General features: G+C 65.8%; 22 protein-coding genes. 6 read left to right on the forward strand and 16 right to left on the reverse strand.

The features are described from left to right. Positions 1-55 precede the first annotated feature (55 nt). The 15 genes from ACEF39_RS06775 to ACEF39_RS06845 form a co-directional block, all read right to left on the reverse strand. On the reverse strand, positions 56-658 hold the full coding sequence (locus tag ACEF39_RS06775; protein WP_313459212.1) for a LysE family translocator: 603 nt from the start codon (positions 656-658) through the stop codon (positions 56-58). 277 nt (positions 659-935) lie between these two features. Next, positions 936-3,002 (reverse strand): ParB/RepB/Spo0J family partition protein, encoded by a 2,067-nt coding sequence (locus ACEF39_RS06780; RefSeq protein WP_313459210.1) that lies wholly within the window; start codon positions 3,000-3,002, stop codon positions 936-938. 80 nt (positions 3,003-3,082) lie between these two features. Next, entirely contained in the window at positions 3,083-3,910 is an 828-nt protein-coding gene (locus ACEF39_RS06785; protein WP_313459208.1) for a DUF932 domain-containing protein, read from the reverse strand. 672 nt (positions 3,911-4,582) lie between these two features. Further along, a complete protein-coding gene (locus ACEF39_RS06790) occupies positions 4,583-4,969 on the reverse strand; it encodes an ATPase (protein WP_313459207.1) in 387 nt (128 codons plus the stop codon). Positions 4,970-5,249: 280 nt separating this feature from the next. Next, entirely contained in the window at positions 5,250-5,759 is a 510-nt protein-coding gene (radC, locus tag ACEF39_RS06795; protein ID WP_313459205.1) for a RadC family protein, read from the reverse strand. Between the two features lie 370 nt (positions 5,760-6,129). Beyond that, a complete protein-coding gene (locus tag ACEF39_RS06800) occupies positions 6,130-7,185 on the reverse strand; it encodes a PDDEXK nuclease domain-containing protein (protein WP_313459252.1) in 1,056 nt (351 codons plus the stop codon). Then, a complete protein-coding gene (locus tag ACEF39_RS06805) occupies positions 7,182-8,384 on the reverse strand; it encodes a tyrosine-type recombinase/integrase (RefSeq protein WP_047128803.1) in 1,203 nt (400 codons plus the stop codon). Before ACEF39_RS06805 ends, ACEF39_RS06800 begins: the two co-directional genes overlap by 4 nt. Before the next feature lie 238 nt (positions 8,385-8,622). Further along, on the reverse strand, positions 8,623-9,501 hold the full coding sequence (gene tsf, locus ACEF39_RS06810; RefSeq protein ID WP_165376694.1) for a translation elongation factor Ts: 879 nt from the start codon (positions 9,499-9,501) through the stop codon (positions 8,623-8,625). Positions 9,502-9,626: 125 nt separating this feature from the next. Further along, on the reverse strand, positions 9,627-10,433 hold the full coding sequence (rpsB, locus tag ACEF39_RS06815) for a 30S ribosomal protein S2 (RefSeq protein WP_089239851.1): 807 nt from the start codon (positions 10,431-10,433) through the stop codon (positions 9,627-9,629). Positions 10,434-10,652: 219 nt separating this feature from the next. After that, positions 10,653-11,351 carry a fimbrial biogenesis chaperone gene (locus ACEF39_RS06820; protein ID WP_500287404.1) on the reverse strand — a complete coding sequence of 233 codons (699 nt, stop codon included), beginning with the start codon at positions 11,349-11,351 and terminating at the stop codon, positions 10,653-10,655. Further along, complete coding sequence (locus ACEF39_RS06825; RefSeq protein ID WP_500287405.1) at positions 11,351-11,578, reverse strand: hypothetical protein; 228 nt, start codon at positions 11,576-11,578, stop codon at positions 11,351-11,353. Before ACEF39_RS06825 ends, ACEF39_RS06820 begins: the two co-directional genes overlap by 1 nt. Positions 11,579-11,679: 101 nt before the next feature. Further along, on the reverse strand, positions 11,680-12,714 hold the full coding sequence (locus ACEF39_RS06830; protein ID WP_500287988.1) for a Csu type fimbrial protein: 1,035 nt from the start codon (positions 12,712-12,714) through the stop codon (positions 11,680-11,682). A 2-nt stretch (positions 12,715-12,716) separates the two neighbouring features. Then, positions 12,717-15,059 carry a fimbria/pilus outer membrane usher protein gene (locus ACEF39_RS06835; RefSeq protein ID WP_500287406.1) on the reverse strand — a complete coding sequence of 781 codons (2,343 nt, stop codon included), beginning with the start codon at positions 15,057-15,059 and terminating at the stop codon, positions 12,717-12,719. Between the two features lie 7 nt (positions 15,060-15,066). Further along, positions 15,067-15,819: a fimbrial biogenesis chaperone gene (locus ACEF39_RS06840; RefSeq protein ID WP_500287407.1), complete on the reverse strand. Its 753-nt coding sequence runs from the start codon at positions 15,817-15,819 to the stop codon at positions 15,067-15,069. Then, positions 15,819-16,346, reverse strand: coding sequence for a Csu type fimbrial protein (locus ACEF39_RS06845; RefSeq protein WP_488765524.1), 528 nt, complete (start codon positions 16,344-16,346; stop codon positions 15,819-15,821). The genes ACEF39_RS06840 and ACEF39_RS06845 overlap by 1 nt, the downstream gene beginning before the upstream one ends. Positions 16,347-16,585: 239 nt before the next feature. Between ACEF39_RS06845 and map the strand changes: the two genes are divergently transcribed. From map to dapE, 5 genes are read left to right on the forward strand one after another with little or no spacing between them, the layout of a single operon-like run. Next, entirely contained in the window at positions 16,586-17,362 is a 777-nt protein-coding gene (gene map / locus ACEF39_RS06850; protein WP_500287408.1) for a type I methionyl aminopeptidase, read from the forward strand. A 20-nt stretch (positions 17,363-17,382) separates the two neighbouring features. Further along, entirely contained in the window at positions 17,383-19,992 is a 2,610-nt protein-coding gene (locus ACEF39_RS06855) for a [protein-PII] uridylyltransferase (protein WP_500287989.1), read from the forward strand. Beyond that, positions 19,992-21,053, forward strand: a complete 1,062-nt coding sequence (dapD, locus tag ACEF39_RS06860) for a 2,3,4,5-tetrahydropyridine-2,6-dicarboxylate N-succinyltransferase (RefSeq protein ID WP_500287409.1) — start codon at positions 19,992-19,994, stop codon at positions 21,051-21,053. The genes ACEF39_RS06855 and dapD overlap by 1 nt, the downstream gene beginning before the upstream one ends. A 13-nt stretch (positions 21,054-21,066) precedes the next feature. Then, complete coding sequence (locus ACEF39_RS06865) at positions 21,067-21,432, forward strand: arsenate reductase (RefSeq protein ID WP_032975801.1); 366 nt, start codon at positions 21,067-21,069, stop codon at positions 21,430-21,432. Next, positions 21,429-22,556: a succinyl-diaminopimelate desuccinylase gene (dapE, locus tag ACEF39_RS06870; RefSeq protein ID WP_500287410.1), complete on the forward strand. Its 1,128-nt coding sequence runs from the start codon at positions 21,429-21,431 to the stop codon at positions 22,554-22,556. The genes ACEF39_RS06865 and dapE overlap by 4 nt, the downstream gene beginning before the upstream one ends. A gap of 46 nt (positions 22,557-22,602) precedes the next feature. On the opposite strand, the gene ACEF39_RS06875 is transcribed toward dapE, so the two are convergent. Further along, the gene (locus ACEF39_RS06875; protein WP_500287411.1) at positions 22,603-23,496 is read right to left on the reverse strand and encodes a tetratricopeptide repeat protein; all 894 of its coding nucleotides are present in this window, start codon (positions 23,494-23,496) and stop codon (positions 22,603-22,605) included. A gap of 358 nt (positions 23,497-23,854) precedes the next feature. On the opposite strand from ACEF39_RS06875, the gene asnB reads away from it, so the two are divergent. Beyond that, positions 23,855-25,546, forward strand: a complete 1,692-nt coding sequence (gene asnB, locus ACEF39_RS06880; RefSeq protein ID WP_500287412.1) for an asparagine synthase B — start codon at positions 23,855-23,857, stop codon at positions 25,544-25,546. Positions 25,547-25,607 lie beyond the last annotated feature (61 nt).

Below are 25,607 nucleotides of genomic sequence, written 5' to 3' on the forward strand. Positions count from 1 at the left end.
ATGGTGGCGATTGAATGGAGCGCTATGCGCCGACACGCTACCGCGTGTTTTGGGGCTAACCCCTTGATGCAATCACGGCGGCCGCCCCGGTCATCAGACCAGCCGATGAGCGATTGACCAATCTCATGTGGCGCTCGGACTGAACGAATTTGCGCGCCCGAGTCGCTGCAAACAGATACGTAAGCTGTATGGAAAGGTCGATCACCAGACCCAGCACCAGAATCAATCCCATGTGCACGTATGAGAGTGAGGTCATATCGAAAGCATGAGGAAGCACGGCCCCAAAAAACACAACCGCTTTCGGATTCCCCATTGTCAGCAACATACCCGGCACCAAGCCGCTGGTATCCACTTTTGAAGTCTCGGAAATGACAGGCGGCGCATTCCAAAGTTTCCAGGCCATGAAAAGCAGATATGCGACACCCACCCATTTAATGGCGATGAATAGTCCTTCGTAGCGCAGGGCAACCGCCGACAAACCAAACATGGCGGCAGCAAGCCAGATCAAATTGCCGAGCACCATGCCCAATACAAAGAGAAGGCCCGATGAACCGCCTCCCGACGAAACGACACGTGCCACAAGTGCGCCTTGTGCCGGCCCCGGCAACGCGGCAGCGATGGCAAAAGGAATGATGAAGAAAAGCAAATTCTCAGCCATAGCGGCTCCTAACCCTTATTGATGCGCGAAGCGTGCAATACCGTTGTTAGGCATAACTGCCAGATCTGAAAAATGATACTGGACATGGGTGGCGGTTGGTGAGTCCTTTCGATGATGTCGGACAGTTGAGGTCAAGGATTTGAGCCGGGCGCGGCCACTGTCGCGCCCGGCTTTTTTGACCACCGGCCCCAAGGCGGCACGGCTTGGGGCCGGTGCTGACTGGACAGCAAAAACGCCTTGGCCGAGGCCAAGGCGCTTGCTTGCATGGATGGGGAGATCACGCGGCCAATTGCTCGGGCTGCGTCGGTTCATCCGCCATAGCGGCGGCCTCCGGTGCTTCGGCGTCTTCATCCTTTGTCACGACCTGCGCATCCTGCCGCGGGCCTTCGGTGCGGAAGATGGCGGGCATCCAGCCAGTGCCATCGGCCAGCCGTTCGGCTTCGCGGGCAATGTCGCCCTTCTTCAACTTCGCCAGCCGGGTGATGTGGGCCGGGGCGAACGCGCCCACGGCGTCAAGAATCGCCGCCTTCGGCACATGCTGGAAATAGCCCTCGGCGGTCGGCTTCCACCATTCCGCCATATCCAGCCCCACGGCCTGCGCCAGTTCCGCGCCCGGTTGCTGCGTCATGGCGCGAGGCGTCACCACGTCAACCGTGGAAGCCACGCACACGGCCAGCAGCCGCACCAGTTCATCCTGCGACTTCGCCAGCAGCGCGGCGAACAGTTTGGCGCTGTCCTGCGGCAAGGCTTCGCCCGCCACCTGTTGCAGTTCGTGCAGCGCCACGGCGGCGGGCGATTCGGGCCAATCCGGGGCCATGCCTTCCAGCCGGTCTTGCACTTTCAAGCTCACGCCCAGCGACTGGTCGTGGCCGTAACGGTGTTCCTGCAAAACGCTCTGCACCATGCTATGCACCACGGCAGCCAGCGCGGCTTGTGGATGCCGGGCGACTTCGATTTGCAGCGCGGCGGTACGGTGGGCGCTCAGGCGCTGCGCCAGCCGGTCGGACATGACTGCGGCCTTGGGTTGCTCGGCGTCCTCGCCTTCGTCCTCGTTCGCGGCGTCCTCACCACCAAAACCCTCCCGCAAGCGTTCCAGCGTGCGCAACGCCTTGGCTTCGGCTTCGCGCATCAGGCCACGATGCACCACGGCTGCGCCGTTGCGGTCGAGGGTGACGATGGCACCGGCTGCGGCCTTCACGTTCGCGCTGTAGTCCTGCAAGCCATCTTCCAGCGCCTGTAACTGTTCGCCCAGGCGTTCGCCTTCCTCCTGCAAGGCATCGGCCTTGTCTTCGTCGTCGGCATCCAGCGCGGTATCCACGGCTTCGGCCAGTTCGTGCAGCTTGGCTTGCAGCTTTTCGATGCGTGCGGCTTCGCGCTTGTTCGGTTCGCGGCGTTCCCTCGGGGCACGTTGGAAGGCGTGCAGGTCGGCATGGGTCACGCTCGGCGTGGCATCCACCCATGCCCAGCCTTCGGCCTTCACCTCGGCGGCGATCCTTGCCAGCTTGTCTTGCGCCAGCCGTTCCAGCAGCGCAGCATCGGTCAGATACACGCCCGCATCGCCTTCGGCGAACAGGTCGCGGCGGATGCCGCCGCCTGCGGCGTCGTAGGTGTCCAGCCCAACGAAGCGCACCAGCGGATGCCGATAGGCGTCGATTTCGCGTTCGGTCAGGCGGTCGCGCAGCGCGGACGGCTGGCGCTGCCACGTCGGCGCATCGTAGAAGGCGCTTTCCTGTGCGGCGTGATCGTCGGTGATGGACAAGGCCATCAACTGATCGAGCGCGACGGCATCGGCGCGGTAGTCGGCCAGCAGGCGCGGCGAAACATTCGCCAACTTCAAGCGGCGCTGTACTACCAGCGGCGTGACGCTGAAATCCGCCGCTATGTCCTCGATGCTGCGACCCTCCATCACCAGCGCGGCGAATGCCTCGAACTGGTCGGCGGGGTGCATGGCTTCGCGCTGCACGTTCTCGGTGAGGCTGGCCGTGCGTGCGGTGCCATCGGCCACCAGCAGGCAAGGCACTTCCCATTCCTTGCTGATGCGGTGCTTTTTCGCCAGCAGCTTCAACGCGGCCAGTCTGCGGCCCCCAGCCACGACTTCGTAATGCTCGCCATCGGCGGCGGCAATCACGATGAGGTTTTGCAGCAGGCCGACACGCTGGATGCTGGCGGCAAGTTCGGGAATGGACATGCGCGGGCTCTTGCGCACGTTGCGGCCCGCGGGACGCGACACCAGCCGCGACAGCGGAACCAGAATCAGGTTCTTGGTCGGGTCGGCCACTTCCAGCGGGGCGGCGGTTTCGATGGCGCGGGTTTCGATTTGGGAAACTTGGGTATTGGCGTTCATGGTGATAACTCCTATCGGTTCAGGGATGCAGCAGCGAAGACAGCGGCAAGGGCTGCTGCCTGCCCCTGCCGCGTAGGGGTTCAGGCTTTCAACTGGCGCATGCCATCGGCCAGCAGCCAAAGCGCACGGTTGAGGCGGATGTTTTGGTCGATGCCCTGCACCGGGCGGGTTTGCTGGCGGCGTCCGTTGGCGCTGCGACCATGCAGGCCGCCTTGGGTGAGGTTTTCTTGTGTGCGGTTGAACACGCTCCACAAGTCCGGGCGGCGGTCATCGAACCGGCGCGGCATCAGGATCTGCGTTTCCGTGACGGGCGCGGGCTTGTTTGGGTCGTCGTACTTGAGGGCCAGCGCGGCGCGGGCGAACACTTCGGATTCGCCATCGTCCAAGGTGAGGCCGCGCATGGCATCGCGGGACTCCTTCACTCGGTCGAAGCCGCGCAACACCTCATAAGCGCCCTCGATGACGGAACCGGCCACGTCGCCTTTGTGGGGCACTCGCACATCGGCCACAGTGTCGCCGCAGACAAGGCCATTGCTGCATACGAAGCGGAACATCCCGGCCAGCATCTGATAGCTGCTGGTGCCGTCATGCGAGTTCAGAAGCACAATTTCATTGGCTTCCGCGCCGTTGATCTGGCTCGCGTGCCGCAGCCGCAGCATGTGTTTGGTGTGCTCGCGCTTGCCTTCATCACGCACGCGGGTCTGGCAAGCCATGAAGGGTTGGAATCCCTCCTTGCGAAGCTCGGACAGCACGGCGGCGGTGGGGATATAGGCGTACCGCTGCGAGCGGCTCTCATGTGGGGCGTCTGCAAAGATGGACGGGGCCACGCGGTGAATCTGCTCATCGGATAGCGGGTAATCGCTGCGCAGCGACGGCGAACGGGAAGCGAATCGGGATGCGAGTTGCATTGCGTTTCTCCTGACAAAAAAAGGTTTGCTGTTCAAACCGCACACCGAATTCCTAGATTCGGAAGCCCAGCCTTCGGCTGTTCGGTGCGGTCGGCACGAAGAACCCGGTTGGCCTCGTTGCCGCCGTCTTTCCTGAGTTCATCGCCCGCGGCCAAAGGAGCGCGCGGACGGGGGCCGTCAAGGAGACAAGCGCAGGGTTGGTGCGGCCCGCAGCGCAGCGAGGACACGGCCCTGCGCGCCTTGACGGCACACGGGAGCGGGCTACGGTCGCGGACAAGGTGATGAAGTCAGGGGAGACGGCTGGACAGGCAACGGCCATCCCTTTGTGCCGACCGCACGCAAGCGAAGCGCGCAGGCCCGGATCGAGGCATCCGGGCCGGAGGCGTCAGCCGAGCGGAGCGAGGGAACGATGGAAGCCCGTCAGGGGCGAGACTCGCGCAGCGAGGCTCGATGCCACGCACGACAGCGCGACCGGTCATGCTTCTTGGCCGGGGACGCCCATGCAGTCGTGGAGATGCAGCGTGGATCGTCTGAGGTGGACAAGCAGCCTTTGCGGCTTCGGTATTGCCGCGCCGGCGCAGCCGGGGCGGCGGTGTTGCAGGGGCGCCAAGCAAAGCTCGGCGGGGATGTGCCGAAGGCACTTTCCCTGGAGTGCAAGCGCCGCAGGCGCGATCAGTTCGCCGCCTTCATCGTCTGCAACTGCTCGATCACGCCGGGCTCGACGAAGACGCACGGCTGGTCGGCCGCGATCGGCACGTTGAACACCTGCGCGAAGGCTTCGCGCTTGAGGTGCGCTAGGCGGCCCGTTCGGTACGCCTGTTCGGGCTTCACGCGGCCACCGCCCGCCGGCGAGCCGCCGCGCTGCGGGTCACACTCGACCAGGGCGACAAAGCCATCGTCGGACAGCTTCTGATGTTCGGGGCACAAGCCCCAGTCGGTTGCCGTGCGGCGATCCATGCTCGCGCGCAGGCGATCCAGCAGGACGGCGCCGGTGTCGAACCGAGTACCGCAGGCAAGGCAAACGTGTCGTTCAAGCGAAACGTGCGATTTGTCGTTCATGACGATCTCCGGTTGCTCGGGCGGAATTGCCCGGAACCGTCGCCAGCACGGCGCAGCGCAAGCAGTCAGGGGGCGCAAACGGACGCAAGGACGCAAGCGCGCAAGCCGCGTGCAGCCCTTGACGGCGAGAACGCCGTGATACGGTGGAGGGACACAGCAAGCCCGCCCCCAACGAGACACACCCACACCCTGCCTTTGGCAAGTGCGCAGCACGCGCAGGCCCGCGAGGGCCGGAGCTGCGCCATCGGGCGCAGCAAAAAGGGGGCCGAAGCCCCCTCGTTCAGATCAAGCCACGTTCGGCGAAAGACGTGGTGGTGCTGCCCGCGATGATGATGTGATCCAAGGTGCGAACATCCACCAGCGCCAGCGCCTGCCGAAGCTGCGAGGTCATTGCCTTGTCGGTGGCGCTCGGCTCGGGGTTCCCGCTCGGGTGATTGTGTGAAATGACGACCGCCGCCGCGTTGAGCCGCAGCGCCTCCTTGACCACTTCGCGCGGATGAACCTCCGCGCTGTCGATCGTGCCGCGGAACATCTCGGCATAGTCGATCAGCCGATGGCGCGTATCGAGGAACAGCACCGCGAAGACTTCATGCTCGAAGCCGGCCAGCTTGGCGCGCAAGTAGTCCTTGACCGCCGTCGGCGAAGTGAACTCGTCACCCCGCTGCATCTTCTTGTCGATGACCTGGCGCGCGGCTTCGAGAATCTGGTCGGCCGATGCCTGACGGTAGCGCCCGCGCGAGTCACGCAGCATCAACGGGGAATCGAAGGAAGGAATGGACAGTTGCGACATGATCGTGCTCCGGTTGCTCGGGCGGAATTGCCCGGAACCGTCGCCAGCACGGCGCAGCGCAAGCAGTCAGGGGTCGAAGACGGCCATCAGGACGCAAGCGCGCAGAAGCGCGCGCCGCCCTTGACGGCGAGAACGCCGTGATACGGTGAAGGGAACAGCAAGACCGCCCACACCTGCCACTGCACACACTCGGCTTTTGGGGCAAGCGAAGCGCGCAGGCACGGATCAGCGAGCCGAGCCGGAGGCGTCAGCAGAGCGGAGCGAGGGAACGATGGAAGCCCGATAGGGCGAGACTCGCGCAGCGAGGCTCGATGCGCAGCACGACAGCGCGACGGCGGCACGCCGGGACGCCCGACTGCTTGAGACAGGACTACTCCATGTCCGTCTTGCGCTGCTCGATCTGCAGCCGTGCCCGCTCGGTCGCCTGCTGCAACCGTTCGCCCAGCACCGCACGCGGCGGCAAGGTGGTCAGATACTCGGCGACGTGGATACCGGACTTGTCCAACTCCAGCAACTCGATCTGCTCGGACTTCTTGCCAGTACACAGGATGATCCCCAGCGGCGAGGCTTCTTCCGGCTCCCGCTCATGCTTGTCGAGCCAGCGAAGGTAAAGCTCCATCTGCCCCTTGTAGGCGGCCTTGAACTCGCCGATCTTCAACTCCACCGCCACCAGCCGCCGCAGCTTGCGGTTGTAGAACAGCAAATCAAGATGGAAATCCTCGTCGTCGATCTGGATGCGCTTCTGCCGGGCCAGGAAGGAAAAGCCCGCGCCCAGCTCCAGCAGGAAGGATTCCATTTCGCGGATGATCGCCGCCTCCAGGTCGCCCTCCTGCCAGGTATCCCGCAGCCCCAGGAAGTCGAGAATGTACGGGTCGCGCATGACCAGCGCCGGTGTCATGCGCTGCGCATCGCGCAGGGTCGCCAACTCCTGCGCAATCGTCTCGCCCGGCTTTTTGGACAGCGCCGTGCGCTCGTACAGCATCGAGTCGATGCGCTCCCGCAGCGTCCGCACGCTCCAGCGTTCGGCACCGGCCATCTGCGCGTAGTAGTCCCGCTGGAGCGGGTCTTTGAGCGGGATCAAGGCAATGAAATGCGTCCAGCTCAATTGTCGTATCAGTGATACGACAATCTGCTCGTCGGGAAAGGTGGCGGCGAACTGCACCATGCGGCGCAGGTTCTTGACTGCAAAGCTGCTGCCATACTCCTTCACCAACTGCGCCGCCAGCGTCAACACAACCTCCTCACCGTAGTCGGCCCGTCGGCCATCCAAGACCTGCGTGTGGATGCGCTGGCCGATGCGCCAGTAGAGGATCGTCAGTTCGCTATTCACCGCCGAGGCGGCCCGCTGCCGCGCCGCCTCGATCAGCCCCCGAATGTCACCCAACAGCGCCGCCGACGAAGGAACGGATACCCTGCGCCTGGTCATGCTGTCACCTCCGCAGGAGGCTGCTTGGCACCGGTAATCGTCTTGCGCCGGTTCGCCACGAGTTCGGCCGCCTCGCGCACCGGATCATCCTCGGTGTGGACATAGCGCATGAACATCACGACGGTCTTGTGCGCCGTCAGCGCCATGCCGACCTTGACCGGGATACCTGAATTGGCAATGTCGGTCGCAGAGCGATGGCGGATGCCATGTGTCCCCACGTGCGCCGCGCCCGCTGCCTTGAGCGCGCGGCACCAGCCACCGTAATACTCGCCCGTGGTCAGGTGCTGCCCCGGATGGCGTGGCGACGGCAGCACATAGGGATTGCCCTCCTGCCTCGGTGCCGTCGAAAGCAGCCGGTAGGCTTCCTCGCTCATGGGCTTGGACATGCCGCCTGTCTTGCTGTCGGGCCAGACGACGCGCCGATTCTCCAGATCGACCCATTTCCATTCGAGCGTGACGATTTCGGAGCGGCGGGCGGCGAACTCGAATTGCAGGCGAATCGCCAGCGGGATGACGTAGTTCTCAAGCCCTTCGGCCTCGATCTTGTCGAGCTGCCGGAACAGCTTGCCCATGTCCTCGTCGCTGATGAGGTGGGTGGACTTGCCGGCAGGGAACATCGGGACGTGGCGGCAAGGATTGGTGCCGTCTGGCCGATAACCCCACACCTCCGCCATGTTGAACATCTTGCGCAGGATGCTGAACGCCTTGTTGGCCTCGGTCTGCTTGTATGAAAGCTTTTCCATCAGCCCGGCAACGTCCGGCCGCTTCACGTCGTGAACCTTCTTGCGGCCCAGCAGCGGGATGATGCAGCGGTTGATGACGCCTTGATAGCCGACTCGGGTGCTGGGCTTGTTGCGCTTCCTGGAGTAGTCCTCCATGAACTTTTTGCACAACTCCTCAACGGTAGGTGCCTGGCGCGCTTCGGCCTTGTCCGCTGCCGGATCGCCGCCCCGGCGCACCTGGGCCAGCCATTCCTGCGCCAGCGAGCGGGCCTGTTCGACAGTCAGCTCGCCGAACAGGCCCAAGGCAGGCTTGCGTCGCTCGCCGGCGTTCGTTCGGTACTGGAGCATGAACACCTTGCGACCGGCCGGGGTAATCTTGCACAGGAAGCCGGGGACTAGCGTATCCCTGAGTTCGACGGCCTCTGCCTGGGGTTGCGCCGCGTCGACAGCGGACTTAGTAAGTTTGATCTTAGCCATGATGACTCCTTGGGAAGACCCGGATTCCAAGAGCCGGATAGGAGTCAGGCGGTCGGAAGTCAGGTCAGGTTTCGGAAAGCACCGGCATATGTTGAACTCGCCTAAGTTATTGATAAACCTGCTGTATCGGGCTGAGGCGTAGTCCAGCAAAGTGCGGTGCTGGAGTCATCCTGAAATAAAAAAAGAGCCGCGGTTTCCCGCGGCTCCTTCTGGTTTCATTACAGCCGGGAGGCTGGAATCAGACCTGCATCGCCTTGGCAACTTCGGCGGCGTAGTCTTCCACCACCTTCTCGATGCCTTCGCCAACGACCAGCAGCTGGAAGCCAGCCACGTCGGCGCCTGCGGCCTTGACCACCTGCTCGACGGTCTTGTCGCCGTCCAGCACGTAGCTCTGGCCGTACAGGGTCACTTCGCTGACGATCTTGTTGATCTTGCCGCTGATGATCTTTTCCAGGATGTCGGCCGGCTTGGACTTGTCCTTCTCGGACATCTTGGCCAGTTCGATTTCCTTTTCCTTTTCCACGAACTCGGCCGGCACGTCGGCAGCCTTGTTGTGCGGCGGCTTCAGCGCAGCCACGTGCATGGCCAGGCCGCGAGCCAGTTCGGCGTCGCCACCGATCAGGTCGATCAGCACGCCGACCTTGCCGTTGGTGTGGACGTAGGAACCCACGTTGCCGGTGGTGTCCAGCTTGACCAGGCGACGGATGAGGATGTTCTCGCCCAGCTTCTGGATGGCGGTGGCGCGGGCTTCTTCGACGGTTTCGCCGGTGGCCAGCTTGGCGCTCTTCAGCACTTCCACGTCGGTGGCGCCCGATGCCAGGGCAGCGGCAGCGACGGAATCGACGAAGTTCTTGAAGTTGATGTCGTTGGCGACGAAGTCGGTTTCCGAGTTGATCTCGACCAGCACGGCCTTGCCGCCGTCCTGGGCCAGGCCCAGACGACCTTCGGCGGCCACGCGGTCAGCCTTCTTGTCGGCCTTGGCAGCGCCGGACTTGCGCAGCGCTTCAGCAGCGGCGTCGATGTTGCCGCCGGCCTCGGTGAGCGCCTTCTTGCATTCCATCATGCCGGCGCCGGTGCGCTCGCGCAGTTCCTTGACCAGGGAAGCAGTGATTTCCACGGGATTACCTCACGAAAGAAAGGGGTTGGGCCGGCATGGTGGCCGGCCCGTGTGACAGTTTCCTGTCGTCGCGCCATCGGCAGCGGACAGGAAAGGTGGGCGCGTGGCGCCCACCGGGGCCTGGATCAGGCCTGGGCTTCGCCCTTGTCGGCAGCAACAGCCTTCTTGGCCGGAGCGCGGCGAACCGGCTTGCCTTCTTCGGCCGGAGCGTCGGCGAACTCTTCTTCACGGACGGTGGCAGCGTGCGGTGCAGCAGCCTTGCCTTCCAGCACGGCGTCAGCAGCGGCGCGTGCGTACAGCTGCACGGCACGGATGGCGTCGTCGTTGCCCGGGATCGCGTAATCCACCAGCTCCGGGTTGTAGTTGGTATCGACGACCGCGATCACCGGGATGCCGAGCTTCTTGGCTTCCTTGATGGCGATGTCTTCGTGACCGATATCGATGACGAAGATCGCGTCCGGCAGACGGTTCATGTCCTTGATGCCACCCAGCGAGGCTTCCAGCTTGTCACGCTCGCGACGCAGGCCCAGCACTTCGTGCTTGACCAGCTTCTCGAAGGTGCCGTCGGATTCACCGGCTTCCAGTTCCTTCAGGCGGGCAACCGACTGCTTGACGGTACGGAAGTTGGTCAGGGTGCCGCCCAGCCAACGCTGGTTCATGAACGGCATGCCGCAACGCTCGGCTTCTTCGCGGATCGACTCACGCGCGCTGCGCTTGGTGCCCAGGAACAGGATGGTGCCGCGCTTCTGGGCAACCGACGAGATGAAGTTCATCGCGTCGTTGAACAGCGGGACGGTCTTTTCCAGGTTGATGATGTGGATCTTGCCGCGGGCGCCGAAGATGTACGGAGCCATTTTCGGGTTCCAATAGCGGGTCTGGTGGCCGAAGTGGACGCCGGCTTCCAGCATCTGACGCATGGTGACCTGGGGCATTGCAATACTCCTGATGGGGAACCGGCGATTCCGCCCGCGGGATAGGTATGCGGGACGCGTGGAAGCGCTGAAGGTTCCGGGGTTGGGCTTCCCTGTTGCCTCCGTGGCCGAACTCCTTGCGGAGCACCCCGGCACGGATGGGGGCAGCAGGTGTGGATTCACCGGTGACGTCCGGCGTGGACGGCGTCCTGCGCACAGGGCGGCAGGACATCCCGGCGATTATAGCCCGCTTGGGCGGCGCGCTGCAATTGCGGGCGTCGGCGCGGCCAGGATCACCTCTGCACCGTCCTGCAGGCGAGCGTGGAACCTGCCGCCTGCATAGCCATCGGCGCGCGGCGGCAGCTGCCATTGGCGCTGGCGCGCCGCCAATATGTAGCCGGCAAGGCCGGGCAGCAGCAGGTTGCGGTGGCCGCCAGCCGCCTCATAGGCAAGATCGCTCAGGCGCGCGTGCCCGGTGCCACCGTTCAGCAGTCGCAGTATCAGTTGCGACCCGTTGAGCACCACTTCTGCCTGCAGGCAGGGGGGCGCTGGGCCGGCCGGTTCGCCGCGGAACAGGGGCAGTGAATAGCGTGGCATGGCCGGTTCTGCCGGTGCCAGGATGATACGGAATGCCTGTTCGGCGGCCACCGGCGCGGACGACGCCGGCAGCAACCAGACGCGCTGCCGCGCACCGACAGGAAGGTCCAGCACGGTCGGACTGGCCAGCACCAGCGCGCTGCGTTGCAGGTGTTCGGCCCCCGGTTGCTGGTCCCACGCCCAGATCTGCACCTGGCCGCGCCAATGGCCAGGGCCAGGATTGTGCAGCCACAGCTCGGACCGCCCCTGTGCAGCCGGCAGGCGCAGCGTTGTCGGCATCAGATCCAGCGCCTGTAGCGGCATGGGCAGTAGTGCCATCAGCAGGGGCAGCAGTTGGCGCATCAGTAGTAGGTGGTACGCGGTTCGGATGCGGCACGCCCTTGCTCGTCCTGCGCTGGCGGGGCCAGTTCACGGATCTGTGGCGGCAGGTGCAGGGCGTCGCTGTGCTGCTGTGGCACCGGGCAACGGGGGCCGCCCTCCGTGCCTGCGCAGCCTTCAACCACGGTCAGGCGGATCTGCAGTGGGGCGGGCGCCGGGCCGGCCCACGCTGTCGTGCTGGCAATGGACATCACTCCGATCAGTACTGCCCGAACCACCTGCCATCCACTGCGTTGTCGACTTGATGCGCGGTATCGGCCGACAGGGGGGATTCTGTAGTGCGGGGCGTCACTCAGTAAGTGATCGTTACCTGTACCAGGTCGTTGTACGTGCCGGCCGGCGGTTGGCCACTCACCGGCGGTACCCGGCCGTAGATGGTCAACGGTTGCGCGCTGCCAGTGCCGACGCCGCTGAAGGTGTCCACGGTGAGCGTATTGCCCCAGCGCTGGCTGCGCGCAGCATCCCGATACAGCTCATAGGTCAGGTAATAGTTGTTGCTGCCGATGGTGGTGCGCATGCGCCGGGTACTGCTCAGGGCAGGGTTGTTCTGGCCGTTGTCGAGGCTTACCTGGAATGCGGTGCGCTTGAGGCAGGTCAGGGTGAAGGTGGCGGTCTGGTCGATGTTGGCGGGAATGCCGCCGGTGACGTTGCCGAAATTCATGGTGGTGGTGAGGTAGCTGCCGCATTGCGGCAGCACCGTGGCAGTGGCATTGAAGGTGAAGGCATTGCTGGCGGTGTTGGTGCCGGTAGCGCCGCCATTGCAGGTGGCCGGAACGGTGGCGGTGCCCAGCAGCACCTCGTTCCAGGCCCAGGTGAGTACCACGCTGGCACCGGTGAAGGTGCTGCTGTAGTTGCCGGAGGCCAGCAACTGGTTGGCCGGGATCTGTGCGAACAACTGCGTGGTACGGCTGCCGGAGCCGCCGATCAGCGGCACGTTGTAGGTCATCGTCAGTTCCTGTGCGGGCGGTGTGCCGCGCGGTGCCAGGCCGGTGACTTCGCTGTAGTTGGCGACGTTGTAGATCTGGAAGTTGAGCGGATCACTGCTGCCGTTGACCATTGTCCGCCACGGCGAAGTACTGGTGCCGCCGGTGCCATTGCCCAGGCCGATGCAGACGCGGATGCCGGTGGTGGCGATCAGGCTGAGCGCGGCGGTGGAGCAGTTCACGGTGATGTTCAAGGTACCGGGGGTGGCACCTGAAGCGCCGCTGCTGACGTTGCCGAAGGGCAGCAGCGCGTCGGCGGTGGCGGTGCAGGTGGCGGCCGCGCGCGTCGGTGCACTGGCGACCAGGCCTGCAAGCAGCAGCAGGCCGAGCAGCAGCGGGCGCAGGCTCACGGCGCCACCTCCGGCACGCATTGCAGGGGCGCCGGACGAGGCCATGCACCTGCGGCGACCACCTGCGGCGATGCCGGTACCCGCGTACGGCATTGTCCCCTGCTGGTGGTGATGTACAGCACGGTGCCAGCGGCCACGTCTTCCAGGTACAGCAGTCCGTCGTAACCAAGTGATGCCTGGCGGCCATCCGGCAGCTGCACCTCGCTGCCCGCTTCCAGCGGCTGCCCCGCCATGTCCTGCACGGTGAGGGTCAACGAGGGCCGCGAGCGCAGGTTGAAGGTCAGCCCGGTGCCGGCACGCTGGCGCGGTGTCACCCAATCCTCGATGCGATCGGCGCGCATGTCCGCCGGCAGGTCCAGGGTGTCGATGGAGACGCGGTTGCGCTGCCAGGACAGCAGTGGGCTGATCAGGAGCAGGCCGCGATCGTCGGTGACACCGATCAGGCGGTTCTCAAGCCGCACTGGAACACCGCCAATGCCATTCGTGCTGACCACGGCGAAGGCATCGGCGACTTCGCGGGCGGCAAAGGTGTGCCCGGCCATCCACACCAGGCTGCCGCTGGCGCTGCCATAGGTGTAGTTGAGGCCGGCCTGCCGCGAGGCACCCAAGGCGTAGCGACCGACATCGTTGAGGATGCCGACTTCGGCCAAGCCGCCACTGCCGCCGTCGCCGTGGCGGACCTGGGCGCGCCAACCGATGCCGCCGGCGCTGCCGTCGCCAGGCACCGGCTGGGTGACATCGGCGACCCAGCTCTGGCGGTCGCCGTTGCGCTGGGTGGACAGGCTTGCCTGGCGGTTGTTGCCCAGGCTTGCGGTCAGCGACAGGTAGACACTGCGGTCATCGCTGTTGTCCAGGTTCTGGTTGACCGACAGGTAGGCCGACCAGCGCTGGCTCCAGCTGCGTGACCAGAACAGGCTGGCATAGCGGCTGTCCTCGCCATCGGGGTAGCGCAGGCGCAGGTAACTGGCGCTCAAGGTGCCCAAACGCAACAGGTCCAGGCCGACCGTGGCCTGCTCGCTGATGCTGGGCGGCAGGTTGGCCTGCAGCGCGCCCAGGTCGCGGTAGTCGCCGTGGCTGCGCACGCTGCGCAGGTTGAAATTGAAGCGCCGGTTGTTCCAGCTGTACCCCAGCGCCCACTGGCCGCCCTGCAGACCCTGGTAGTGGCTGTGGGCGTAAGCAGCATTGAATACGCCCGCACCGCCCAGCAGCCACCAGCCACCCACGCCGGCCTGGGCCAGACCGCCGCCGCCTTCGGCGTGTGCTTCGCCGGTGAAGGTATCGCTGACGCCGCCGCGCCAGCTGGCGCTTGCCACGGTGCGGTCGTCGTAGGCGAAGGAGCGTTCGCCGAACTGCTCGCGCAGCTGGCCGACGCCGAGCGACCAGTCCGACAGGCCCTTGGCCAGCAGCTGCTGGGTGCCGTAGAAGCTGAAATCCAGCGTCTGCATGCGGCCGAAGGCATCGGTGACCACCACCTGCGCGCTGCCGGTGCCGCTGATGCCCGGTTGCGCCGCCAGCTGGAACGGCCCGACCGGTACCTGGCCGCTGTACTGGCGCAGGCCATCCACATACAGCTCGACCGTCGATGGCACCACCGCCTGGCCGAGGAAGGCCGGGGTCGGAGTGAGTACACGGTACGGCTGCAGTCCGTAATTGCGGCCGATCTGCAGTCCGCCCAGGCGTACCGGCCGGCTCCAGTCGACAAAGCCGCTGTAGAAGTCGCCCACCTCCAGGGTCAGCGCCCTGTCCGGGAAATCCAGGGTCCAGCGCGTATCCAGGCGTACGCTTTCGCTGCGCCAGTGGCGGTCTCCGGTCTGGTAGCGACGGCTGACCGCGGTGTTGTCGAAGGTGCCGGCCCCTATGCCGAACACCCGCAGCTCAGAGCTCAGGGTCAGGTTGCCGAGGCTGTCGACGCGGCTGCCATACAGGTCGTAGTTGAGCAGGACGCCGGGCGAGGCACTGCCGCGCGGGGCACGGACCTGCGGGCGGCCGAGCATGGTGGTGGGCAGGGTCAACTGGTCCACTGGCACGTCCAGGGCGAGGGTCTGCAGCTGCGCGTCATAGCGCACCACCGCGCCGCTGATCTGGTCCAGATAGACCGGGACCTCACCGCTGGCGTTGAAGCCGAGCTGGCGCAGGATCTCGGGGCTGGCCTGCAGGCGACCCCGATTGTCGGTGAAGGGAAGCAGGCCGCGTGGCGTGCTGTTGAGGGTCACGTCCAGGTACAGCGTCTGGTTGGCTGTGAGTGGGGTGGGTGGTGGCAGCAGGGTATCGGCGGAGACCCCGGAGACATCGGCTGCATGAGCCGCCGGGGACAGGGCCGCACCGAGCGCTGCGCTCATCAGCGTCTCAGCGAGCCGGTGGTGGCGGCAGCGGCGTCTGTTCCGACTCGCCATTGAGCTTGGCCGTGATCTGGTCGTTGTCGCGGTCGATCGCCGTGCGTTCCAGCGGCCAGCGCATGATCTGGCCGGGGAGTACGTAGCCCAGCAGGCCCGGATGGACGATGCGCGGGCGCTCCTTGCTGCCGAGGGCAAGGTCGGCGATCTGCGCGTAGCTGTTGCCCGTGTTGCCCACTTCCACGCCGTTGCGGCCGTCGTCCAACCGGACCAGTCGGGCATGCAGCTGTGGCGCGAGCCGGCTGCCGGCGCCGGGTTGCACGAATACCGGAATGGAATAGCGCAAAACGAACTGCATGCCTTCGGTGCGCGTGGCCAGATCGGGCACCTCGTCGACGATCAACCGGTAGTACTGCTGCGCAGCCGGTGCGTCGGCCACGGCGCGGATGACCCGTACCAGCTGCTGCTGGCCGGCGGCCAGTTCCTGCATCGGTGGCGTGGCCAGCAGATCTTCGGTGGGCAGCAGCTGTTCGTTGCCGTCCTGCTGCACCCAACGGAATACCCGCACCTGCAGCTTCACCGGCGAGGTGCCGCTGTTGGTCAACCACAATTCGCCGGCGCGCTGGCGTGCCTCCAGCTGCAGGCTGGTGGGCGCGACCTGCAGGCTGGTCGCCGGGACCTCGGCGGCCACCAGCAGGCCAAAGACGAGCAGCGCCACGCCGGTGGCGCGCCACCGGCGGGATCCGGCCATTCGGGCGTGCTCCATCAATAGGTGATCGTGGCGGTAACGGTATCCAGGTAGTTGCCGGTCGCAGCGTTGGCCGTGCTCAGGTTGAGGATCTGGCCATAGACGATGTAGGGCACCGCCAGGCCGGTGCCGATACCGGCCTGGGTGTTGGTGCCCGTGGTGGCGCCCCACACCAGGGTATGCGCAGCATCCTGGTAGAGCTGGTAGCCCACGTAGTTGTTGGCCGTCACTGCTGCGTTGGTGTTCTTCATCCGCCGCGTAGTGACGTCATTGGCCGTGCCGGCATTGGCGCCGGCATTCAGCGAGATGGTGTACGGGGTCAGCGCCGAGCACTGCGCGGTCACGGTGCCCTGGCCCAGGGTCGGGGTGGCGGTGGTGGAGGCGGCGGTACCGAAGTCGACGTTGGTGGCTGCGGCCGCAGTAATGGTGCAGGCCTTGGTGACCACCAGGGTGACGTTGAACGTGGTGGTGTCGGCGGCGGCGGCCGGGCCTGCCACCAGCAGGGCCAAGGCCCAGGCCAAAGGGGAACGAGCTGCGGATCGCATGGACAACCTCCCTGACCCGAAGGTCCGTTGAACAGCGCGAAGTCGGCACGTTCGGCGCCGATTTGACGACAGTGGCGCCAGCGTAGGCACCGCAAGTGTCTGTATTCCGTGAGAAACAGGCGATCGAAAGGGTGTGGGCCATCACGCTTTCACCTTCCTTGCCGGATCCGTGCATGGCCCGTATCGCCAGTTGGGTGGCGTTCGTTCAGATTGCGGCCGGATCGGCGATAATGGGAGCCATGAGCGTGAATATCAAAACCCCGCAGGAAATCGAGATGATGCGCATCGCCGGCCGCCTGGCCAGCGAAGTGCTCGACATCGTCACCCCCCACGTCAAGCCCGGTGTCACGACCGAGGAACTGGACCGCATCTGCCACGACCATATCGTGAACGTGCAGGGCACCATTCCGGCCAACGTCGGCTACCGCGGCTTCCCAAAGACCGTGTGCACCTCGGTCAACAATGTCATCTGCCACGGCATTCCCAGCGAAGGGAAGGTCCTCAAGGATGGCGACATCATCAATATCGACGTCACCGTCATCAAGGACGGCTGGCATGGCGACACCAGCCGCATGTACTTCGTCGGCACCCCGTCGGTGATGGCCAAGCGCCTGGTCGACGCCACCTATGAGGCCATGTGGCGCGGCATCCGCGCGGTGCGTCCGGGCGCAACCCTGGGCGACGTCGGCCATGCGATCCAGAGCTATGCCGAAGGCGAGCGATTCAGCGTGGTGCGCGAGTACTGCGGTCACGGCATTGGCAAGGTCTACCACGATGAGCCGCAGGTGGTGCATTACGGCCGTCCCGGCCAGGGCCTGGTGCTGCAGCCGGGCATGACCTTCACCATCGAGCCGATGATCAACGAGGGCACCCGTTACAACAAGGTGCTGCCCGATGGCTGGACCGTGGTGACCAAGGACCGCAAGCTGTCGGCGCAGTGGGAGCACATGATCGCGGTCACCGAGACCGGCGTGGACGTGCTGACCCTGTCGCCGGGCGAGTCGCAGGTCTCCTGACGATGCTGCCGGCGAGTTCGCTGCTGGACACGCCGGCCGCGTCGCTCAACGACCCGGACTGGGCTGCTGCCGCGCGCGATGCGCTGCAGCAGGCCGATACGCGCCTGTACCGCCGCTTCGACCAGGGCGACAACATCGAGCGCCTGCTGGCATTGCGCGCGCGCGCGGCCGATCACCTGATCCGCCATGCGTGGCAGCGCTGCCTGCCGGCCGACAGTGGCCTGTCGCTGTTTGCGGTCGGTGGCTATGGGCGCGGTGAACTGTTCCCACGCTCGGACATCGACCTGTTGGTGTTCGGCGATCCGCAGGCGCAGCTGGCCCATGAGGAGGCGCTCGCGCGCCTGTTCGCGCTGCTGTGGGATTGCGGCCTGGCGGTCAGTCACGCGGTGCGTTCGGGCGGGCAGTGCGGCGAGGCTGCAGCCGACCAGACCGTGCTGACGGCATTGATCGAAGCGCGCCCGCTGATGGCCGATGAGGCGGCGCGGCGTGCGCTGCGTGCGGCAGTGGATGACCGCGAACTGTGGCCGCCGCGTGCGTTCTTCCTGGCAAAGCTGGAGGAACTGCGCAACCGCCACCAGCGTTTTGGCGACACCGCCGACAACCTGGAGCCGGACCTGAAGGATGGCCCCGGCGGCCTGCGCGATCTCAACACGCTGGGCTGGATGGCGCTGCGTGCGTTTGGTGTGCGCGATCTGGAAGCGCTGGTCGGCCTGGGCCACCTGGGCGCTGACGAGGCCGCGGCGCTGAAGCGCGAACGTGCGGTGCTGGCGCGACTGCGCTTCGGCCTGCACCTGGTGGCGCGACGCCCGGAAGAGCGCCTGCGCTTCGATTACCAGAAGACCCTGGCCGCGCGCCTGGGCTTTGAAGACGACGCCGAAAGCCTGGGCGTCGAGAAGATGATGCAGGGTTTCTACCGTGCCGCTTCGGTGGTGCGGCGGATCAGCGATCGTCTGCTGCAGCGCTTCGAGGAACAGTTCGATGGCGAGGCGCAGCCCGAGCCGCTGACCGTGGGGTTCGCCCTGCGCCGTGGCTATCTGGCGGCCAACGATGCCGACTGGCCGAGTGCTGACATCGGCCAGGTCTTCGCGCTGTTCGCCAGCTGGGCGAACAATCCGCAGATCCGTGGCCTGCATTCGTTGACCGCGCGTGCGCTGGCCGAATCGCTGCCGCTGCTGCCTGCCTATGACCAGGCAGACCCCGACGCGCGCGAACAGTTCATGGCCCTGCTGCGTGGCCAGCGCCCGGTCGACACGCTTTCGCGCATGGCGCGGCTGGGCGTGCTCGGGCAGTGGATTCCCGCATTCGCCCAGGTCAGCGGGCGCATGCAGTTCGACCTGTTCCATGTCTACACCGTCGACCAGCACACGCTGATGGTCCTGCGCAACATGGGGCTGTTTGCCAGCAGTCGCGCCGATGAACGTTTCTCGATCGCCCATGAAGTCTGGCCGCGCCTGCGCAAGCCCGAGCTGCTGCTGCTGGCCGGCCTGTTCCACGACATCGCCAAGGGCCGAGGTGGCGATCATTCCGAACTGGGCGCGGTCGATGCACGGGCGTTCTGCCATGCGCAGGGGCTGAGCGGTTCGGACACCGAACTGGTGGCCTGGCTGGTCGAACAGCACCTGCGGATGTCGGTGACCGCGCAGAAGCAGGACATCGCCGATGCGGACGTGATCCATCGCTTCGCGACCCTGGTCGGCAGTCGCGACCGCTTGGATTACCTCTATCTGCTGACCTGTGCCGACATCGCCGGCACCAGCCCGAAGCTGTGGAACGCGTGGAAGGACCGGTTGCTGGCCGATCTGTACTTCGCGACACGGCGCGCGCTGCGCGAGGGCCTGGAGCACCCGGTTCCGGCCACCGAACGCGTGGCCGAAGCGCGCGACAGCGTGCGTGCGCTGGTGCGCGAGCAGGGCTACGACGATGCCACCATCGATCGCCAGTTTGCGGTGATGCCCGACGAAGGTTTCATCCGCCTGCGCCCGGAACAGCTGGCCTGGCAGGCTGCCGCGCTGATACCGATCAAGCAGGGCCAGACCCTGGTGAAGGTTCGCCGGATCAGTGTCGATGATCCAGCGCTGGAAGTGTTCGTGCATTCGCCGGACCGTGACGGCCTGTTCGCCGCGATCGTGATGACCCTGGACCGCAAGGGCTACGGCATCCACCGCGCGCGCGTGCTGGATGGTCCGGCCGACACGATTTTCGATAATTTTGAAGTGAGCCCGGCCGATACGTTTGCCGATGGCAGCAGCGCCAACCTGGAAGCGGCCCTGCGCGAGGCGCTCAGTGGCGATTTGACGCGGCTGCGACCCTCGCGCCGGGTGGTGCCACGCCAGCTGCGCCACTTCCGTTTCGCCCCGCGTATCGAGTTCCGCGATGAACCCGGCGCAACCCGTTTCGCCCTGGTCGCACCCGATCGTCCCGGCCTGCTGGCCGACGTGGCGTTCGTGCTGCGCAACCAGGGACTGCGCGTGCAGGACGCGCGCATTGCCACATTCGGCGAACGCGCCGAAGACACCTTCGTGATCAGTGACGAACACGACCTCCCCCTGACTGAATCCGCCCGGCAGCAGCTGCATGACGCAATGCTGGCCTGCCTGGACCCTGATCGAAACGCCGGAGACCCCGCCTGATGGCCACCAAGCCTGTAAAGAAGACTGCCGCGACCGCCAAGAGCGCAGCAGCCAGAAAGACCACTGCCGCTGAGCCGGTTGCGAAGAAGACTGCCGCGCCGAAGAAGGCTGCGGTGAAGAAGGCACCGGCGAAGAAGGCACCGGCGAAGAAGGCCCCGGCCAAGACCGCCGAAGCCGCGCGCGCCGAGAACATCGCACGCAAGTCGCTGCGCAAGCCGGCCGGCCCGGGCGTGGAAGAGCTGAAGTTCGGCATCGAAAGTGCCTTCGAGCGCCGCGCCACGCTGACCCTGCACGAACTGGAAGGCTCGACCCGTCCGCTGGTCAACCGCGTGATCGACGGCCTGGAAAGCGGCGAATTCCGCGTCGCCGAGCCGGACGGCCATGGTGGCTGGAAGGTCAACGAATGGCTGAAGAAGGCGGTGCTGCTGTATTTCCGTGTCAACGACATGGCCGTGGTCGATGCACGCCCGGCACCGTTCTGGGACAAGGTCGAATCGCGCTTTGCCGGCTATGACGAGGCGAAATTCCGCCGCGGCGGCGTGCGCGTTGTGCCGGGTGCGATCGCCCGTCGCGGCACGTATTTCGGCAAGGACGTGGTGTTGATGCCGAGCTTCACCAACATCGGCGCCTACGTCGGCGAAGGCACCATGGTCGACACCTGGGCCACCGTCGGTTCCTGCGCGCAGATCGGCCAGCACTGCCACCTGTCCGGCGGTGCCGGCATCGGCGGCGTGCTCGAGCCGCTGCAGGCCAGCCCGACCATCATCGAAGACCATTGCTTCATCGGTGCGCGTTCGGAAGTGGTGGAAGGCGTGGTCGTCGGCCATCACAGCGTGATCGGCATGGGCGTGTTCCTCAGCCAGAGCACCCGTATCTACAACCGCGCCACCGGCGAAATCAGCTACGGCTACATCCCGCCGTACAGCGTGGTGGTGTCCGGCTCGCTGCCGAGCAAGGACGGTACCCACTCGCTGTACTGCGCGGTGATCGTCAAGCAGGTCGATGCCCGCACCCGCAGCAAGACCAGCGTCAACGACCTGCTGCGCGGCCTGGCCGACTGACGGAGCCGCACGCATGAGCACCATCGTCTACGGTCTGAAGAACTGCGATACCTGCAAGAAGGCGACCAAGTGGCTGGACCGCTTCGGCGTGCCGTATACCTTCGTCGACTATCGCGACAACAAACCCAGCCCGGAAACGCTGCTGGAATGGGCCGCGCAGCTGGGCGGCCTGGCGGCGATGGTCAACCGGTCCTCCACCACCTGGCGGCAGCTGCCGGACAACCGCAAGGCCGCCGATTCGGAGGCGGAGTGGAAGCTGCTGCTGCGCGAGTACCCACAGCTGATCAAGCGCCCGCTGGTGGTGACCGCCGACGGCAAGGTCAGCCAGGGTTTCAGCGACAACGGTTTCAAGGCGCGCTTCGGCGTGGGCGGCGCGTGAGCGCCGTCCTCGACCTGGCCTGCGATCTGATTGCACGGCCGTCGGTGACCCCGGACGACGCCGGTTGCCAGGCGCTGATCGGTGAACGTCTGCAGGCGGCCGGTTTCACTTGTGAGCACCTGCGGTTGGGCGAGGTCGACAACCTGTGGGCCACCCACGGCAGCGGCGCACCGGTGCTGGTCCTGCTGGGCCACACCGACGTGGTGCCGCCGGGCCCGCGCGAGGCATGGCAGAGCGATCCGTTCGCGCCGCAGATCCGCGATGGCGTGCTGTACGGTCGCGGCACCGCGGACATGAAGGGCAGCGTGGCTGCGTTCGTGATCGCTGCCGAACAGTTCGTCGCGGCGCATCCGCAGCACACCGGCACGCTGGCGGTGCTGTTGACCAGCGACGAAGAGGGCGATGCCATCGACGGCGTGCGCCATGTCGCACGGCTGTTCGCCGAGCGCGGCCAGCGCATCGACTGGTGCATCACCGGCGAGCCGTCGTCCACCACCACGCTGGGCGACCTGCTGCGCGTGGGCCGGCGTGGCAGCCTGTCGGCCAAGCTGCGCGTGCAGGGTGTGCAGGGCCACGTGGCCTACCCGGACAAGGCGCGCAATCCGATCCATCTTGCCGCGCCGATGCTGGCCGAACTGAGTGCGCGGCGCTGGGACGAGGGCTATGAGAGCTTCCCGTCGACCAGCCTGCAGATCTCCAACATCCACGCCGGTACCGGCGCCAACAACGTGATTCCTGGTGAGCTGGTGGTGGATTTCAACATCCGCTACAACCCGCATTGGGATGCAGCGAAGCTGGAAGCGGAGATCACCACGCTACTGGACCGTCATGGCCTGCAGTACACGCTGAAGTGGCATCGCAGCGGCGAACCGTTCTACACCCCGGAAGGGACATTGCGCGCAGCGGCGCGCGCGGTGCTGGCCGAGCACACCGGTCGCGCGCCGGAAGAGAGCACCGGTGGTGGCACCTCCGATGCGCGCTTCATCGCGCCCCTGGGTGCGCAGTGCATCGAAGTCGGCCCGGTCAACGCCAGCATCCACCAGGTGGATGAAAACGTGCGCGTGGACGAGCTGGAAGCGCTGCCGGGGCTGTACCAGCGATTGGTTGAACGCCTGCTGGTGTAGCACCCCTCCGCCGGGTTTCCGTGGATACGCCGGGCATGGTCCGGCGCTACTCCGAGAACTGGAAGAACGGCGGTTTGATCGCTTCGCGCCAGTACGACTCGTCGGCCATGTAGAAGCCCTGCGCGCGGGCCTTGGCGAACCACGTCGCCGCGGCATCCACGTTCTTCTGCAGGCCATCGCCGCCGCGGCCGAGTGCCAGCCCGGCCAGGTACTGGCCATACACGTTGCCCTGTGCAGCGGCACGCTCATACCAGCGCAGCGCTTCGGTCTTGTCCTGCACCACGCCGATGCCGGCCTCGTACAGCGTGCCCAGGTCCACCTGCGCTTCGGCATCGCCGCGCGCGGCACGGCGCTGGATGCGGGCGATCACCGGGTTCGGTGAAGCGTCAGTGCTGAGCGGAGTGCCGGGCTTCGCGGACCCGCTGGTGGCATCGCGCAACGGCTGCAGCTTGTACAGCTGGCGCAGGTAGACCGCGTGGCGCAGGCGCCAGCGCAGTGCGCCCTCCATGTCGCCTCGTCGCTCGTACCACGTCTCCAGATCGCTCATCGCATACGGCGAGCCGTGATAGGCGGCGCTGTGGTACCAGCGATAGGCCTTGCGCGCGGAGGGTTTGAGCACGACCGCGTCGGGCTTCTGCGGAGTGTCACCACTGTCCAGTCGGCCGCGCTCCAGGATCGCACCGAGCTGTTCCTCTGCACTGGTGGTGCGGTGGGTGCGCGGCGTGGTGGCGGCGGCGCGCGCGTACCAGTCCAGTGCGCGCACGTCGTTGCGGTACTGGTACAGCTTGGCCACGCGTAGCGCCGAATCGAACTGGCCATCGGCAGCTGCGGCCAGGGCGTCGCGTTCGCTGTCATCGACCGGGCGGGTGGACGTGGTCGCGCAGCCGGCCAGGGCGATCAGGGCCAGGATGGGCAGCAGGTGACGGTAGGAAGGGGTCATCCATGGGTTCCGGAAAGCGGGCAGGGGATTATCCGGGTCGGCACCGGCGTGGCCGCTGAATCGGTTGCCATCGCAACAGTTGCGCCGCGCCGGAAACCCGGTTACGGTCGGATCCATGTCGCTCCGCCTGGCCACCGCCGTCAACAACACCAACCGCAATAATCTGCGTGCGAATAATCGTGCGCGGCCGATGCGGGACTGCGCCCTGGGTAGATAGACAGCAACATACGCCCGGACACCAGAAAACCCGCATCGGCCGATGCGGGTTTTTTTGTGCCCGGGCGCAGTCCCACCCGGGCCTGGATGGCCGGTCGAACACCTTTCCCCCGTGTACTTCCCCACAACAGGAGTTCCACCCATGTGTTCGATCTTCGGTATTTTCGGCCTGCAGGCCGGTGACGATCTTCCTTCCCTGCGCCGCCATGCGCTGGAGCTGTCGCAGCGCCAGCGTCATCGTGGCCCGGACTGGAGCGGCGTGTACCTGGACGAGGGCGCGCTGCTGGTGCACGAGCGCCTGGCCATCGTCGATCCGGCAGGCGGCTCGCAGCCGCTGCTGTCCGAAGACGTGCAGCTGGCGCTGGCGGTCAACGGAGAGATCTACAACCACCAGCAGCTCAAGGCCGGCCTCGTCGAAGCCTATGCCTTCCAGACCGGTTCGGACTGCGAGGTGATCAACGCGCTGTACCGCCAGGGCGGATCGCCGGCGCAGTGGCTGGAACAGCTCAACGGCATCTTCGCCTTCGCTCTGTGGGACCGTGCAGCCGGCCGTGTACTGGTGGCGCGCGACCCGGTCGGCGTGGTGCCGCTGTACTGGGGCCATGATGCGCAGGGACGGTTGCGCGTAGCGTCTGAAATGAAGGCGCTGGTGGATACCTGCGCCGACGTTGCCCAGTTCCCGCCGGGCCACTACTACGACAGCGCCAGCGGTGAGCTGGTGCGCTACTACCAGCAGCCGTGGCGCGAGTACGACGACGTGCAGGGCCGCCAGGCCGATCTCGCCGAGCTGCGCCAGGCCTTTGAACATGCGGTCGAACGCCAGTTGATGAGTGACGTGCCATATGGCGTGCTGCTGTCGGGTGGGCTGGATTCGTCGCTGGTTGCTGCCGTGGCAGCACGTTATGCGCGGCGTCGCATTGAAGATGGCGGCCAGAGCGAAGCGTGGTGGCCGCGCCTGCATTCGTTCGCCATCGGCCTGAAGGGTTCGCCGGATCTGGCCGCTGCTGCGGTCGCCGCCGAAGCGCTGGGCACGGTGCACCACGGCTTCGAATACACCTTCGAGGAAGGCCTGGATGTGCTGCCGGAGGTGATCCGCCACATTGAAACCTACGACGTCACCACCATCCGCGCCTCCACGCCGATGTTCCTGCTGGCGCGTCGGATCAAGGCAATGGGCGTGAAGATGGTGCTGTCCGGCGAGGGCAGTGACGAGATCTTCGGCGGCTATCTTTACTTCCACAAGGCACCGGACGCGCGCGAATTCCACCAGGAACTGGTGCGCAAGCTCGATGCCCTGCACAACTACGATTGCCTGCGCGCCAACAAGTCGATGATGGCCTGGGGCGTGGAGCCGCGCGTGCCGTTCCTGGACCGCGAGTTCCTCGACGTGGCGATGCGTTTCGATGCCGCGCACAAGATGGTCGGCGCCGGCTTCGGTGGTCGTCGCATCGAGAAGGCGGTGCTGCGCGAGGCCTTCGAGGGCTACCTGCCGGATAGCATCCTGTGGCGACAGAAGGAGCAGTTCAGCGATGGCGTCGGCTACGGTTGGATCGACGGCCTGAAGGCGCATGCCGAAGCACAGGTCAGCGACCGCGTACTGGCCGCCGCCGACAAGCGTTTCCCGCACAACCCGCCGCAGACCAAGGAGGCGTACTACTACCGTCACCTGTTCGAGCAGTTCTTCCCCAGTCATGCGGCGGCTGAAACCGTGCCGGGCGGGAAGTCGATCGCCTGTTCCTCGCCGGCAGCCATTGCCTGGGACGCCAGCTTCGCCGCCGCCGCCGATCCGTCGGGCCGCGCCATCGCCGGCGTGCACGAGCAGGCGTTGGCCTGACCCAAAAAAGGGGACGGAGGGGATTAAGTCGCTTATGCCACAAACGACTTAATCCCCTCCG

This window comes from Stenotrophomonas indicatrix, from assembly GCA_041545745.1.
Taxonomy (GTDB): domain Bacteria; phylum Pseudomonadota; class Gammaproteobacteria; order Xanthomonadales; family Xanthomonadaceae; genus Stenotrophomonas; species Stenotrophomonas indicatrix_A.